This is a genomic window from Silanimonas algicola, from assembly GCF_054777375.1.
Genome location: NZ_BAAHAS010000002.1, coordinates 262,283 through 275,481 on the forward strand (window position 1 = coordinate 262,283; position 13,199 = coordinate 275,481).

General features: G+C 70.3%; 16 protein-coding genes. 13 read left to right on the top strand and 3 right to left on the bottom strand.

Annotated elements, in window-relative coordinates:
* Window positions 1–105 precede the first annotated feature (105 nt).
* The 7 genes from ACYVAK_RS06390 to truD are packed head-to-tail and all read left to right on the top strand — an operon-like array spanning window position 106 to window position 6,508.
* Window positions 106–1,767, top strand: coding sequence for a CTP synthase (locus tag ACYVAK_RS06390; RefSeq protein WP_461059110.1), 1,662 nt, complete (start codon window positions 106–108; stop codon window positions 1,765–1,767).
* Window positions 1,767–2,603, top strand: a complete 837-nt coding sequence (gene kdsA / locus ACYVAK_RS06395) for a 3-deoxy-8-phosphooctulonate synthase (RefSeq protein ID WP_461059112.1) — start codon at window positions 1,767–1,769, stop codon at window positions 2,601–2,603. Before ACYVAK_RS06390 ends, kdsA begins: the two co-directional genes overlap by 1 nt.
* 36 nt (window positions 2,604–2,639) lie before the next feature.
* Window positions 2,640–3,929 (top strand): phosphopyruvate hydratase, encoded by a 1,290-nt coding sequence (gene eno, locus ACYVAK_RS06400; RefSeq protein WP_461059114.1) that lies wholly within the window; start codon window positions 2,640–2,642, stop codon window positions 3,927–3,929.
* Between the two features lie 7 nt (window positions 3,930–3,936).
* The gene (locus ACYVAK_RS06405; RefSeq protein WP_461059116.1) at window positions 3,937–4,254 is read left to right on the top strand and encodes an FtsB family cell division protein; all 318 of its coding nucleotides are present in this window, start codon (window positions 3,937–3,939) and stop codon (window positions 4,252–4,254) included.
* Window positions 4,251–4,949, top strand: coding sequence for a 2-C-methyl-D-erythritol 4-phosphate cytidylyltransferase (ispD, locus tag ACYVAK_RS06410; RefSeq protein WP_461059118.1), 699 nt, complete (start codon window positions 4,251–4,253; stop codon window positions 4,947–4,949). Before ACYVAK_RS06405 ends, ispD begins: the two co-directional genes overlap by 4 nt.
* 12 nt (window positions 4,950–4,961) lie before the next feature.
* Entirely contained in the window at window positions 4,962–5,444 is a 483-nt protein-coding gene (gene ispF, locus ACYVAK_RS06415; RefSeq protein WP_461059120.1) for a 2-C-methyl-D-erythritol 2,4-cyclodiphosphate synthase, read from the top strand.
* Window positions 5,441–6,508 (top strand): tRNA pseudouridine(13) synthase TruD, encoded by a 1,068-nt coding sequence (gene truD / locus ACYVAK_RS06420; protein ID WP_461059122.1) that lies wholly within the window; start codon window positions 5,441–5,443, stop codon window positions 6,506–6,508. The genes ispF and truD overlap by 4 nt, the downstream gene beginning before the upstream one ends.
* 3 nt (window positions 6,509–6,511) lie before the next feature.
* Here the strand turns inward: truD and ACYVAK_RS06425 are convergent, their stop codons facing one another.
* Window positions 6,512–7,099, bottom strand: a complete 588-nt coding sequence (locus tag ACYVAK_RS06425; RefSeq protein WP_461059124.1) for a Smr/MutS family protein — start codon at window positions 7,097–7,099, stop codon at window positions 6,512–6,514.
* 88 nt (window positions 7,100–7,187) lie between these two features.
* On the opposite strand from ACYVAK_RS06425, the gene surE reads away from it, so the two are divergent.
* Genes surE through ACYVAK_RS06440 form a run of 3 tightly spaced genes read left to right on the top strand, consistent with a single transcriptional unit; the run spans window position 7,188 to window position 9,597 of the window.
* Window positions 7,188–7,964, top strand: a complete 777-nt coding sequence (gene surE / locus ACYVAK_RS06430; protein ID WP_461059126.1) for a 5'/3'-nucleotidase SurE — start codon at window positions 7,188–7,190, stop codon at window positions 7,962–7,964.
* On the top strand, window positions 7,961–8,638 hold the full coding sequence (locus ACYVAK_RS06435; protein ID WP_461059128.1) for a protein-L-isoaspartate(D-aspartate) O-methyltransferase: 678 nt from the start codon (window positions 7,961–7,963) through the stop codon (window positions 8,636–8,638). The genes surE and ACYVAK_RS06435 overlap by 4 nt, the downstream gene beginning before the upstream one ends.
* Window positions 8,638–9,597 (top strand): peptidoglycan DD-metalloendopeptidase family protein, encoded by a 960-nt coding sequence (locus tag ACYVAK_RS06440; protein WP_461059130.1) that lies wholly within the window; start codon window positions 8,638–8,640, stop codon window positions 9,595–9,597. The genes ACYVAK_RS06435 and ACYVAK_RS06440 overlap by 1 nt, the downstream gene beginning before the upstream one ends.
* 15 nt (window positions 9,598–9,612) lie before the next feature.
* Here the strand turns inward: ACYVAK_RS06440 and ACYVAK_RS06445 are convergent, their stop codons facing one another.
* Together ACYVAK_RS06445 and yhbY are read right to left on the bottom strand one after the other, a co-directional pair.
* Window positions 9,613–9,996 (bottom strand): Mth938-like domain-containing protein, encoded by a 384-nt coding sequence (locus ACYVAK_RS06445; RefSeq protein WP_461059132.1) that lies wholly within the window; start codon window positions 9,994–9,996, stop codon window positions 9,613–9,615.
* A 22-nt stretch (window positions 9,997–10,018) separates the two neighbouring features.
* A complete protein-coding gene (gene yhbY / locus ACYVAK_RS06450; protein WP_461059134.1) occupies window positions 10,019–10,321 on the bottom strand; it encodes a ribosome assembly RNA-binding protein YhbY in 303 nt (100 codons plus the stop codon).
* Window positions 10,322–10,413: 92 nt separating this feature from the next.
* Here yhbY and rlmE point away from each other — a divergent pair, with 92 nt between their 5' ends.
* From rlmE to ACYVAK_RS06465, 3 genes are read left to right on the top strand one after another with little or no spacing between them, the layout of a single operon-like run.
* Window positions 10,414–11,049, top strand: coding sequence for a 23S rRNA (uridine(2552)-2'-O)-methyltransferase RlmE (gene rlmE, locus ACYVAK_RS06455; protein ID WP_461059136.1), 636 nt, complete (start codon window positions 10,414–10,416; stop codon window positions 11,047–11,049).
* On the top strand, window positions 11,046–12,953 hold the full coding sequence (gene ftsH, locus ACYVAK_RS06460; protein WP_461059138.1) for an ATP-dependent zinc metalloprotease FtsH: 1,908 nt from the start codon (window positions 11,046–11,048) through the stop codon (window positions 12,951–12,953). Before rlmE ends, ftsH begins: the two co-directional genes overlap by 4 nt.
* Window positions 12,950–13,192, top strand: a complete 243-nt coding sequence (locus ACYVAK_RS06465) for a hypothetical protein (RefSeq protein WP_461059140.1) — start codon at window positions 12,950–12,952, stop codon at window positions 13,190–13,192. The genes ftsH and ACYVAK_RS06465 overlap by 4 nt, the downstream gene beginning before the upstream one ends.
* Window positions 13,193–13,199: the final 7 nt, after the last annotated feature.

The following is a 13,199-nucleotide window of genomic DNA, read 5'->3' on the forward strand; positions in this document are numbered from 1 at the left end:
GGCGGCGAGGCGGGCCGCATAGCCTAGCGGAACCCCGGCTGAGCGGGCGGGTTCGCGCTCGGGGCGCCTAGCCGGTAAAATGCCGCTTTCACGCGGCTTACTCCCATGACTCCCCTGATCTTCGTGACCGGCGGCGTGGTGTCCTCGCTTGGCAAGGGCATCGCGGCGGCCTCGCTCGCGGCCATCCTCGAATCGCGCGGCCTGCGCGTGACGATGATGAAGCTGGACCCCTACATCAACGTCGACCCCGGCACCATGAGCCCGTTCCAGCACGGCGAGGTCTACGTCACCGACGACGGCGCCGAGACCGACCTCGACCTCGGCCACTACGAGCGCTTCATCCGCACCCACCTTTCGCGGAAGAACTCGATCACCACCGGCCGCATCTACGAGGAAGTCATCCGCAAGGAGCGCCGCGGCGACTACCTCGGTGCGACCGTGCAGGTCATCCCGCACATCACCGACGAGATCAAGCGCTGCATCGATGCCGCCACCGAGGGCTTCGACGTCGGCCTGGTGGAGATCGGCGGCACGGTCGGCGACATCGAGTCGCTGCCCTTCCTCGAAGCGATCCGCCAGATCCGCACCGAGCGCGGTCCGGACAAGGCGATCTTCATGCACCTCACCCTGGTGCCGTACATCGCGGCGGCCGGCGAGCTGAAGACCAAGCCCACCCAGCATTCGGTCAAGGAGCTGCGCTCGATCGGCATCCAGCCCGACGTGCTGCTGTGCCGCTCCGAGCAGGCGCTGCCGGACGGCGAGCGCCGCAAGATCGCGCTGTTCACCAACGTGCCGGAGAACGCCGTCATCTCGGCGGTCGATCTCGACAACATCTACAAGATCCCCGGCTGGCTGCACCAGCAGGGCCTCGACCAGATCGTCATCGACCGCCTGCGTCTCGACGCCAGGGCCAAGGCCGCCGATCTCACCGAGTGGAACGCCGTCGTCGACGCGATGGAGCACCCGGTCGACGCCGTCACCGTGGCGATCGTCGGCAAGTACGTCGACCACCAGGACGCCTACAAGTCGCTGGCCGAGGCGCTCAAGCACGGCGGCCTGCGCCAGCGCACCAAGGTGACGCTGAAGTGGCTCGAATCCGAGCAGGTCGAGGCCGAGGGCACCGGGGTGCTCGACGGCGTCGACGCCATCCTCGTGCCCGGCGGCTTCGGCGACCGGGGCTTCGAGGGCAAGGTGGCCACCGCCAAGCACGCCCGCGAGAACCGCATCCCGTACTTCGGCATCTGCTACGGCATGCAGGCGGCGGTCGTCGACGTCGCCCGCCACAAGGCCGGGCTCGCCGGCGCCAACACCACGGAGAACGACCGCAAGGCCGAGCATCCGGTGATCGGCCTCATCACCGAGTGGCGCACCGCCACCGGCGAGGTCGAGAAGCGCGACGAGAACTCCGACCTCGGCGGCACCATGCGCCTCGGCCTGCAGGAGCAGCGCCTGAAGCCCGGCACGCTCGCGCACCGCCTGTACGGCAAGGACGTGGTCGGCGAGCGCCATCGCCATCGCTACGAGTTCAACAACCGCTACCGCACCCAGCTCGAGGACGCCGGTCTCGTTATTGCCGCCAAGTCGATGGACGACCTGCTGGTCGAGATGGTCGAGCTGCCGCAGTCCGAGCATCCGTGGTTCCTGGCTTGCCAGGCCCACCCCGAGTTCACCTCCACGCCGCGCGACGGCCATCCGCTGTTCGTCGGCTTCATCCGCGCCGCCCGCGAGCACAAGGCCGGTGGCAAGCTGCTGAAGGAAGCCTCCTGATGGACCTCTGTGGATTCAAGGTCGGCCTCGACCAGCCCCTGTTCCTGATCGCCGGCCCCTGCGTCATCGAGTCGATGGAACTGCAGATCGAGGTCGCCGGCCGGCTGAAGGAGATCACCTCGGCGCTCGGCATGCCCTTCATCTTCAAGTCGAGCTTCGACAAGGCCAACCGCACCTCGTCGACCAGCTTCCGCGGTCCGGGCATGGACGAAGGCCTGAAGGTGCTCGCCGAGGTGAAGCGCCAGGTCGGCGTGCCGGTGCTCACCGACGTGCACGAGTACACACCGATGGACGAGGTCGCCAGCGTGGTCGACGTGCTCCAGACCCCGGCCTTCCTGTGCCGCCAGACCGACTTCATCCAGAAGGTCGCGCGCGCCGGCAAGCCGGTGAACATCAAGAAGGGCCAGTTCCTCTCGCCCTGGGAGATGAAGCACGTCACCGCCAAGGCGCTGGCCACCGGCAACACCCAGATCATGGCCTGCGAGCGCGGCGCCAGCTTCGGCTACAACAACCTTGTCTCCGACATGCGCAGCCTCGCGGTGATGCGCGACACCGGCTGCCCGGTGGTGTTCGACGCCACGCATTCGGTGCAGCAGCCGGGCGGCCTCGACGGCCGCTCCGGTGGCCAGCGCGAGTTCGTGCCGGTGCTGTCGCGTGCGGCCGTGGCCGTGGGCGTGGCGGGCCTGTTCGCCGAAACGCACCCGGACCCGGAAAAGGCCCTCTCGGATGGCCCGAACGCCTGGCCGCTGGGCAAGATGAAGGCCCTGCTGGAGACGCTGGTCGAGATCGACCAGGTCGCCAAGCGCGCGCTCGCCCGCGACGCCTCGCTGCTCTGATCCCCACGTTCCCTTTCCTCCCGACACACGCCACCCATGACGACCGCCATCACCCGCGTCCACGCCCGCGAGATCCTCGATTCCCGCGGCAATCCCACGCTCGAAGCCGACGTCACGCTGGCCAGCGGCCACACCGGCCGCGCGGCCGTGCCCTCGGGCGCCTCCACCGGCACCAAGGAGGCGGTGGAGCTGCGCGACGGCGACAAGAGCCGCTACCTCGGCAAGGGCGTGACCAAGGCCGTCGGCAACGTCAACACGACGATTGCGAATGCGCTGAAGGGTTTCGATGCCGCCGACCAGGCCGGCCTCGACGGCAAGCTCATCGCGCTGGACGGCAGCGAGAACAAGGGCACGCTGGGTGCCAACGCGCTGCTCGGCGTGTCGATGGCCGCGGCGCACGCGGTGGCGGCCTCGCGTGGCCTGCCGCTGTGGAAGCACCTGGCCGGCGACCGCACGCCGGTGCTGCCGGTGCCGATGATGAACATCATCAATGGCGGTGCGCATGCCGACAACAACGTCGACATGCAGGAGTTCATGGTGCTGCCGGTGGGCTTCGACCGCTTCGCCGAGGCGCTGCGCGCCGGCACCGAGATCTTCCACGCGCTGAAGTCGGTGCTGAAGGGCCGCGGCCTGTCCACGGCGGTCGGCGACGAGGGCGGCTTCGCGCCGGACCTCAAGTCGAACGAGGAAGCCATCGAAGTCATCCTCGAAGCCATCGGCAAGGCCGGCTACCGTGCCGGCGAAGACGTTCTGCTGGGCCTCGACGTGGCCAGCTCGGAGTTCTTCGAGAACGGCAAGTACAACCTCGTGGGCGAGGGCAAGCGCCTCTCGACCGAGCAGTTCGTCGAGTTCCTCGCCGGCTGGTCGCGCCAGTACCCGATCATCACGATCGAGGACGGCATGTCCGAGCACGATTGGGACGGTTGGGCGCAGCTCACCAAGGCCGTGGGCGGCAGCGTGCAGCTGGTCGGCGACGACCTGTTCGTCACCAACCCGAAGATCCTCAAGCAGGGCATCGACCAGGGCGTGGCCAACGCCATCCTGATCAAGGTGAACCAGATCGGCACCCTGACCGAGACCCTCGAGGCCATCGCGATGGCCGAGGCCGCGCACTACGCGCAGGTGATCTCGCACCGCTCGGGCGAGACGGAAGACACGACCATCGCCGACATCGCGGTGGCCACCACGGCGACCCAGATCAAGACCGGTTCGCTGTGCCGCTCCGACCGCGTGGCCAAGTACAACCAGTTGCTCCGCATCGAGGAGGCGCTGGGTTCGGCGGCGCGCTACGCCGGCCGCGCCGCGTTCACCCGCCTGAAGCGCTGACCGCCGCGTGATCCGACGCTGGCTGCCGCACGCGGTCCTCGCGCTCGTCGCCTTCGCGCTGCTCTGGCAGCTCGAGCGCGGCGACGGCGGACGCGGGCAGCTGGCGGAATTGCAGGCCCGGGTGGCCGCGCAGCAGGCGGAGAACGCCCGCCTCGAGCAGCGCAACCAGGCGCTCGCGGCCGACGTCGCCGAGCTGAAGTCCGGTGAGGCGGCGGTCGAGGACCGCGCCCGCGCGGAACTCGGCATGATCAAGCCCGGCGAGACTTTCTATCGCGTGGTCGAAACCGGGAAAGCGGTGCCGGCCACCGACGGGCAGGGCGAATGAGCTGGGTGGTGGTGCCCGCCGCCGGGCGGGGGGCGCGCTTCGGCGGCGAGATCCCCAAGCAGTACCTCGATCTGCTCGGTCGCCCGCTGATCGAACACACCTTGCGCGCGCTGCTGGCGCATCCGTCAATCAGCGGCGCCATGGTCGCGCTGTCGGCGAACGACCCGCATTGGCGCGGTTGGCGCGAGTTGGACGGCAAACCGGTGCTGACCTGCCTCGGCGGCGGCGAGCGCGCCGATTCCGTGCTGGCCGGGCTCCGCGCCCTGCCGGCCTCGGTGCCCGCCGACGACTGGGTGCTGGTGCACGATGCCGCCCGCCCTTGCGTGAAGGCCCTTGATCTCTCCCGTCTGTTCGCCGCCTTGAAGACCGACCCGGTCGGCGCGCTGCTCGCGGCGCCGGTGCGCGACACATTGAAGCGCGCCGGCGACGACGGCCGCGTCGAGGCCACGGTGCCGCGCGGTTCGATGTGGCGGGCGCTCACGCCGCAGGCTTTCCGTCGCGACAGCCTCGTGCGGGCGCTGGAATCCGCCGAGCGGGCGGGCGTCGTCGCCACGGACGAGGCCATGGCCATCGAGCGCCTTGGCCTGAAGCCGCTGCTGGTCGAAGGCAGCGAGGACAACCTGAAAATCACCACGCCCGCCGACCTGGCCGTGGCCGAATCCATCCTCCGTCGCATGGGCGACGGACGCGCCTGAGGCAACCCCACCATGGCCAACATCCGCATCGGGCAGGGCTACGACGTCCACGCCTTCGGCCCCGGCGACCACGTCGTGCTCGGCGGTATCCGCGTGCCGCACACGCAGGGCATCGTCGCCCACTCCGACGGTGACGTGCTGATCCACGCCCTCTGCGACGCCATCCTCGGCGCGCTGGCGCTCGGCGACATCGGCAAGCACTTCCCGCCGTCCGATCCGCAATGGAAGGGCGCGGATTCGCGACGCTTCCTCGTGCACTGCGTGGGCTTGGCTGTCGAACGCGGCTGGCGCATCGGCAACGTCGACGCCACCGTCGTCGGCGAGCGTCCGAGGGTGGGCCCGCATGCGCAGGCCATCCGCGAAACGCTGGCGACGGATCTGGGCGTGGGCCTCGACGCGGTGTCGGTGAAGGCCACGACCACCGAGAAACTCGGCTTCACCGGTCGCGAGGAAGGCCTTGCCGCTCTGGCCGTCGTGCTGCTGGAGCGCGCGTGAGCGCCTCGCCGTTCGGTGCGCCACTGTTCTCGGCACGGATCAAGGCGAGCCCCGAGGACTTCGTCGTCGAGGAGATCGCCACCGAGCCGGCGACCGGGCAGGGCGAGCACCTGCAGCTGTGGATCGAGAAGCGCGGACACGCGACCACCGACATCGTCCAGCGCCTGTGCCGCTGGGCGAACGTCGCGCCGGTGGCGATCGGCTTCGCCGGCCTGAAGGACAAGCAGGCGGTGACGCGCCAGCGCTTCACCGTGCACCTGCCGAAGCGGATGGCACCGCCGCTCGAGACGCTCGAGGGCGAGGGCCTGCGCGTGCTTGAGCACGCGTGGCATGCGCGCAAGCTGCCGCGCGGTGGGCTGGCGGGCAACGCCTTCACGATCACGCTGCGTGCGTTGCGCGGTCCGGGCGGTGACGTGCCCGACGATGCCTTGCGCGCCGCCATTGACGTGCGTCTTCAGTCGATCGCCGCGCGCGGCGTGCCGAACCGCTTCGGCGTGCAGCGCTTCGGTCGCTTCGGCGACAACGTCGGGCAGGCGCGGCGGATGTTCGCCGGCGCCAAGGTCGGTCGCGAAACCCGATCGATGCTGCTCTCGGCCGCGCGCTCCGAGCTGTTCAATCGCGTGCTCGACGCGCGCGTGGCCGACGGCAGCTGGGAACGCGCCATCGACGGCGAGGTGTTCATGCTCGATGGCCGCAAGAGCGTGTTCGGCCCCGAGCCGATCACGCCCGAACTCGAGGCCCGCGTGGCCACCTTCGACCTGCACCCCACCGGCCCGCTGTGGGGGCGTGGCGCGTTGCGCAGCACCGGTGCCGCGAACGCGCTGGAGTCCGCCATCGCCGCCGATGAGCCCGGCCTGTGCCAAGGGCTTGAGGAGGCCGGGCTCTCGCAGGAACGCCGTGCCCTGCGCGTGCGCGCCGAGGGCCTCGCCTGGGCGTGGACGGCCGATGACGCGCTGGAATTGCGCTTCCGCCTGCCGCCCGGCTGCTATGCCACCGCCGTGCTGGCAGGCCTCTGCGGCGAGAGCGGCGAAGGCGCGGGCGACGCCCTGCCGGACGGCGACTGAGCCTCAGGCGCCGCGCAGCAGCACCAGGGTGGCGCCCGTGCCGCCCTGCGCCGGCGGGGCGGAGGCGAAGGCAAGCACGTCGCCGCGATGGCGCAGCACCCGATCAACCAGCGCCTTCAACACCGGGCCGGCTTCCGAGCGCAGCCCTTTGCCGTGCACGAGCCGCACGCAGGGAAACTGCGCCCGCCGGGCTTCACCAAGGAACACCCGCAGCGCCGCCTCCGCCTCGTCGACGCGCAGGCGGTGCAGGTCGAGTTCGTCCTGCACCGCGAACTCGCCGCGCTTCAAACGCTTGAGTGTCGGCATCGGCACCTCGTCGCGGCGGAACTCGAGCACTTCGCCCATGGCGTAGGCCAGCGCGTCGAGCGGCTGGCGCATGGTCTCGCGCAGGGCCTCGGCCTCGTCCTCGTCGTGCCGACGGGTGTTGGGCCGGGGCTTGGGGGCCTCGACGGCCGGCGCCTCCGCGGCGATCACCCGCACCGGCCCGATCGCCTCGCGGAACAGGGCGGCGTCGTCCGGCTCCGGCTCGGGCGCCGCGACGGGGGCGGGCTTGCGGGTGACGGCCTTGCGGAGGGCGCGGGGAATCTTCATGCCCGCACAGGCTAGCCCAAGGCGTGCGAGCGCGGCATCGACGCCGTCGGCATTCGCTATCATGGCGACTCGCTCCAGTGGGGATTCCATGCGCGTTCTGGTCAGCAACGATGACGGGGTCGATGCCCCCGGCATCCAAGCCCTCGCCGAAGGGCTCAAGGCCGCCGGCCACGCGGTCACCGTCGTCGCCCCGGACCGTGACCGCAGCGGCGCCAGCAATTCGCTCACGCTCGACATGCCGATCCGCGCCAAGCGCGTGCGTGAGGGCGTCTACAGCGTCGCCGGCACGCCGACCGACTGCGTCCACCTCGCGCTGGCCGGCATGCTGGACGAACAGCCGGACATCGTCGTCTCCGGCATCAACAACGCCGCCAACCTCGGCGATGACGTCATCTACTCGGGCACCGTCGCCGCGGCGATGGAGGGGCGCTTCCTCGGCTTGCCCGCCATCGCGATGTCGCTGGTGACGCGCGACCACCAGGGCCTGCACTTCGACACCGCGGCGCGCGTCGCCGTCGAACTCGTGGCCCGCCTCGTGGCCGATCCCTTGCCCGCCGACACCATCCTCAACGTCAACGTGCCGGATCGCGCCTGGGCCGACGTCGCCGGCTTCGAAGTGACGCGCCTCGGTCACCGCCATCGCGCCGAGCCCTGCGTGGCGCAGACCGACCCGCGCGGCCGGCCGGTCTGGTGGATCGGTCCCGCGGGCCCAGAACAGGACGCCGGCCCGGGCACCGATTTCGACGCGCTGAAGCGCGGTTTCGTCTCGATCACGCCGATCCACGTCGACCTCACGCGCTACCAGGCGCTGGAAACGGTCGCCGGCTGGGTGGGGGGGCTGGCCAAGGGCCTGGCTCGCGCATGACCACGCCGCTGAAGCTCGCCCCGCGTGCCGTCCCCGGTGTCGGCATGACCGGCCAACGGGCCGTCGAACGCCTGCTGCAGCGCCTGCGCGAGCAGGGCATCACCGACGAGCGCGTGCTGCGCGCCATCGGCAGCGTGCCGCGCCACCAGTTCATCGACGAGGCGCTGGCCAGCCGTGCCTACGAGGACACGGCCTTGCCGATCGGCCGCGGCCAGACCATCTCCCAGCCTTGGGTGGTGGCGCGCATGACCGAGGCACTGATCGAACGCGGCCTGCCCAAGCGGGTGCTCGAGGTCGGCACCGGCAGCGGTTACCAGGCCGCGGTGTTGGCCACGCTCGGCATCGAGGTGTTCACCGTCGAGCGCATCGACGAACTGCTGCGCGACGCGCGCCGCCGCTTCCGCCAGCTCTCGCTCGACATCCGCTCGCGGCATGACGATGGCCGCCTCGGCTGGGCGGAGCACGGCCCCTTCGATGCCATCATCGTCACCGCGGGCGGCGCGGCGCTCGAAGCCTCGTTGCTCGAGCAACTGGCGCCCGGCGGCACGCTGGTGGCGCCGGTCGGCGGTGCCAGCGCCCAGCGACTGCTGCGGCTGTGTCGCGAGGGTGACGCCGTCGTACAGGACGATCTGGGGGGCGTGGTGTTCGTGCCTTTGCTGTCGGGAGTGCAGTGATGCGGAATCGGAATCCGGCCCGTGGTGTCGTGCGTGGCCTCGCGCTGGCCGCCGTGGCCGCGCTGCTGGCCGCTTGCGCCAGCACGACCGTCGTTCGCGAGGAGCCCGCGCCGCGGCCGCTTCACACCGCCCAACGGCCGGCGGCGTCGAACGACGTGTCGCGCGGCCCATCGTATGTCGTGAAAGCCGGCGACACGTTGTACGGCATCGCGTTCCGCAACAGCCTCGATTGGCGCGAAGTCGCTCGCTGGAACGGTATCGGCGAGCCCTATCTGATCCAGCCGGGCCAGGTGTTGCGGCTGAGTGCGCCGCGCAGCGCCAGTCCGTCGCGTCGCCCCGCTGCGACGGCAGCCCCGGTGCCGGCATCCCCGGTGGTTGCCTCGGGGCCGCCGCCGATCCCGCGCGGCCCGGCCGGCGCCTCGGTCCCGGCGCCCGTCGCCCCGGCCGCTGCCCCAGCCCCTGCGCCCTCTGCCGCGCCTCGGCCCGCGGCGCCGGTCGCCGCCGCGCCGTCGCCGCCGCCTGCGGTGCCTCCCGCCCCGCTTCCGGCGTCCACCCCGACGGGCCCTTCGGGCACCGGTGCCTTCCGCCCCGGGCAATGGCAGTGGCCCACGCAGGGCCAGGTGATCTCGCGCTACGCCGAGGGCGACAAGGCGCGGCAGGGCATCGCCATCGCCGGCACTGCCGGCCAGCCGGTGCGCGCGGCGGCCGCGGGCACCGTCGTCTACTCGGGTGCGGGGCTGGTGGGTTACGGCGAGCTGATCATCATCAAGCACAACGACGAGTGGCTTTCCGCCTACGGCCACAACCGCCGTCGCCTCGTCGCCGAAGGCGCGAACATCAGCGCCGGGCAGCAGATCGCCGAACTGGGCCGCACGGGCACCAGCCGCGACATGCTGCACTTCGAGATCCGTCGCAACGGCAAGCCGGTCGATCCGACCCCGCTGCTGCCGCGGCGCTGAGCGCCCGGCGGCGCCTCAGGCGCTGGCGTCGATGAGGAAGGCGGCGACGACCTTGCGGCCTTCGCCGGCCAGCACCGCGAACGTGCGGGCCGCGGCCGAGTTCACCATCGGCTCGAAGCCGATGCCGCGTGTCAGGGCGGCGGCCATGACGGCCGGGGCCGGGAAGGCGTGGCGCGTGCCGGTGCCGAGCAGGATGACGGTCGGCTGCAGCGCGAAAAGCGCGTCGAGGTCGGTGGGCTGGAGGTCGGCCACCGTGGTCGGGCGCCAGCCTTCGACGAGCTGGTCTCCCGACAGATAGAAGCTGGCCTCATGCCGGGTGTCGTTGATCGTCACCCGGCCCTGCGCGTCGACGCCGCGGGGCACGTAGCGGAAGTCGGGCTGTTCCTGGGCCAGGGGCATGGGACGCCTGCGGGCGATGCGCTCAGCGCGGCAAGGCGATCAGCGGCTTCTCGGCGCGCGGCTTGAACATCACGGCGATGTTGCCGATCCGCGCGATGAGGGCCGCGTCCGCCGCGTCCGCCAGGGTGGCGATGGCGAGGTCACGGGCCTCGCGGTCCTCGGCGGCGACCTTCACCTTGATCAACTCGTGGATCTGGAGGGCGCTGGCGGTTTCCGCCACGAGGCCGTCCGTCACGCCCTTGCCGCCGACCAGGATGACCGGCTTCAGGTCATGGGCGAGCCCGCGCAGGTAGCGCTTCTGGGCCGAGGAAAGGGCGATGGGCATGGCGGGGACCTTGGGCGGCAGCAGGACCTTCGGCCCGGGGCGGCCCGAAGGGCGCGCAGGGTATCATGGTGTGCCCATCCCACGGCGGCGCCATGGCCACCCGCAGCAAGTCCAGCCAACGCTGGCTCAAGGAGCACTTCAGCGATCCCTTCGTGAAGAAGGCGCAGGCCGAAGGTCTGCGCTCGCGCGCGGCGTACAAGCTCGAAGAGCTGCTCGAACGTGACCAGTTGCTGAAGCCCGGGATGACCATCGTCGACCTCGGCGCGGCGCCCGGCGGCTGGTCGCAGCTCGCCCGGAAGCAGCTCGGCGAGCGAGGACGAGTGGTGGCGCTGGACATCCTCGACATGCCGCCGATCGCTGGCGTCGATTTTCTTCACGGCGATTTCAGAGAGGCGGAAACACTGTCGCAACTGGAAGCCCTTTTGGCGGGCGCGCCGGTCGACCTTGTGCTTTCCGACATGGCCCCCAACATGAGTGGCGTGGCTGTCACCGATCAGGCGCGGGCGATGCATCTGTCCGAGCTCGCGCTGGATTTCTGCGATGGCCACCTGAAACGCGGCGGCGCCTTCCTCATCAAGCTGTTCATGGGGGTGGGTTTCGACGATTACGTGCGGCAGCTGCGCACTCGCTTCGAGCGCGTGGTGATCCGCAAGCCCGAGGCGTCGCGCAAGCGGTCGACCGAGGTGTATGCGCTGGCGACCGCCAAGCGCGAAGGACCGATGAAATGAACGATCTCGCCCGCAACCTCCTCCTCTGGCTCGTCGTCGCCATCGTCCTGGCGATGGTCTTCCAGAATTTCTCCGGCGGCCCGAGCGCGGGGCGCGATGTCGCGTACAGCGACTTCATCGAGGAAGTCCGCAGCGGCAACATCCAGAAGGTCGAGATCGAGGCCGACCGCGTGACCACTCGGGTCACCCGGAAGAACGGCGAGACCTTCGTCACCTTCAAGCCCGAGGACCGCGACCTGACGAACGAGCTGCTCAACAAGGGCATCACGTTCACGCAGGAGCCGCCGCCGAAGAACAGCTTCTTCCTGTCGCTGCTCGTCAGCCTGCTGCCGGTGCTGCTGCTCGTGGGCGTGTGGATCTACTTCATGCGGCAGATGCAGCAGGGGGGCGGCAAGGGCGCGATGAGCTTCGGCCGGTCGAAGGCCAAGCTGATGAGCGAGGACCAGATCAAGGTCACCTTCGCCGATGTCGCCGGTTGCGACGAGGCCAAGGAGGAGGTCGGCGAACTCGTCGAGTTCCTGCGCGACCCGGGAAAGTTCCAGAAGCTCGGCGGCAAGATCCCGCGCGGGGTGCTGATGGTGGGGCCGCCGGGCACGGGCAAGACGCTCCTGGCGCGCGCCATCGCCGGCGAGGCCAAGGTGCCGTTCTTCAGCATCTCCGGCTCGGATTTCGTCGAGATGTTCGTCGGCGTGGGCGCCAGCCGCGTGCGCGACATGTTCGAGACGGCCAAGAAGCACGCGCCCTGCATCATCTTCATCGACGAGATCGACGCCGTAGGCCGCCACCGCGGTGCCGGCCTCGGCGGCGGCCATGACGAACGCGAGCAGACCCTCAACCAGATGCTGGTCGAGATGGATGGCTTCGAAGGCGGCGAGGGCGTGATCGTCATCGCGGCGACCAACCGTCCGGACGTGCTGGATCCGGCCCTGCTGCGTCCGGGGCGCTTCGACCGCCAGGTCGTGGTGGGCCTGCCCGACGTCAAGGGCCGCGAGCAGATCCTGAAGGTGCATATGCGAAAGGTGCCGATGGCCGATGACGTCGTCGCCATGACCATCGCGCGCGGTACGCCGGGCTTCTCCGGCGCCGACCTCGCCAACCTCGTCAACGAGGCCGCGCTGTTCGCCGCCCGCGAGAACGCCAAGCTGGTGCGCATGGAGCACTTCGACAAGGCGCGCGACAAGATCATGATGGGCGCCGAGCGGCGCTCCATGGCGATGAGCGAGGACGAGAAGCGCCTGACGGCCTACCACGAGGCCGGGCATGCCATCGTCGGCCGTGTCGTCCCCGACCACGACCCGGTCTACAAGGTGACGATCATCCCGCGCGGCCGCGCGCTGGGCGTCACCATGTACCTGCCGGAGCAGGACCGCTACAGCTACAACAAGGTGCACATCGAGTCGATGCTCTGTTCGCTTTATGGTGGCCGCGTCGCCGAGGAGTTGATCTTCGGCGCCGACAAGGTCACCACCGGAGCGTCGAACGACATCGAGCGCGCCACCAAGATGGCCCGCAACATGGTCACCAAGTGGGGCCTGTCGGACGAGTTGGGTCCGATCGCCTATGCGGAAGACGAAGGCGAGGTGTTCCTCGGCCGCAGCGTGTCGCAGACCAAGAACGTCTCGGACGAGACGGCGCGACGCATCGACGAGGTCGTGCGGGGCATCCTCGACAAGGCCTACGGGCGGACGACGCAGATCCTCAAGGACAACATGGACAAGCTCCATGTGATGGCGGAGGCCCTGCTGACCTACGAGACCATCGACGCGCAGCAGATCGACGCCATCATGGAAGGGCGCCGCCCGGGCCCGCCGGCCGATTGGGGCAAGGCGGGCAACGCCCCGGCCAAGGACAATGACGGCCCGTCGGCGGGCGCCCCCCTGGGTCCCGCGGCGCCACAGGCTTGATCGCCTCCGAGCCCTCGTCGTCGCCGGTCGATGCGCGGGCGTTGTTGCGGGCGTCACGGCGCAACCGCCTGCGCGGCGCCGTGGGCGGGGGCCTGGTGGGCAGTGGATTCGCCGCCCTCGTCGTCTCGGGTCTGAACCTCTGGCTCGGCAAACCCGCGCCGCTGGTCTGGGCCGGTCTTTTGCTCGGTCTGCCCATGGCACTCGTCGGCGGCTGGTTGATCCTGAAGATCGGCGACTAGTCCCTGG

Coding starts and splice junctions, on each gene's coding strand:
- ftsH (WP_461059138.1), top strand. CDS start 11,046: ATGAACGATCTCGCCCGCAACCTCCTCCTCTGGCTCGTCGTCGCCATC.
- yhbY (WP_461059134.1), bottom strand. CDS start 10,321: ATGCCCATCGCCCTTTCCTCGGCCCAGAAGCGCTACCTGCGCGGGCTC.
- ispF (WP_461059120.1), top strand. CDS start 4,962: ATGGCCAACATCCGCATCGGGCAGGGCTACGACGTCCACGCCTTCGGC.
- kdsA (WP_461059112.1), top strand. CDS start 1,767: ATGGACCTCTGTGGATTCAAGGTCGGCCTCGACCAGCCCCTGTTCCTG.
- ACYVAK_RS06440 (WP_461059130.1), top strand. CDS start 8,638: ATGCGGAATCGGAATCCGGCCCGTGGTGTCGTGCGTGGCCTCGCGCTG.
- eno (WP_461059114.1), top strand. CDS start 2,640: ATGACGACCGCCATCACCCGCGTCCACGCCCGCGAGATCCTCGATTCC.
- ACYVAK_RS06445 (WP_461059132.1), bottom strand. CDS start 9,996: ATGCCCCTGGCCCAGGAACAGCCCGACTTCCGCTACGTGCCCCGCGGC.
- ACYVAK_RS06425 (WP_461059124.1), bottom strand. CDS start 7,099: ATGAAGATTCCCCGCGCCCTCCGCAAGGCCGTCACCCGCAAGCCCGCC.
- ispD (WP_461059118.1), top strand. CDS start 4,251: ATGAGCTGGGTGGTGGTGCCCGCCGCCGGGCGGGGGGCGCGCTTCGGC.
- rlmE (WP_461059136.1), top strand. CDS start 10,414: ATGGCCACCCGCAGCAAGTCCAGCCAACGCTGGCTCAAGGAGCACTTC.
- ACYVAK_RS06390 (WP_461059110.1), top strand. CDS start 106: ATGACTCCCCTGATCTTCGTGACCGGCGGCGTGGTGTCCTCGCTTGGC.
- ACYVAK_RS06435 (WP_461059128.1), top strand. CDS start 7,961: ATGACCACGCCGCTGAAGCTCGCCCCGCGTGCCGTCCCCGGTGTCGGC.
- surE (WP_461059126.1), top strand. CDS start 7,188: ATGCGCGTTCTGGTCAGCAACGATGACGGGGTCGATGCCCCCGGCATC.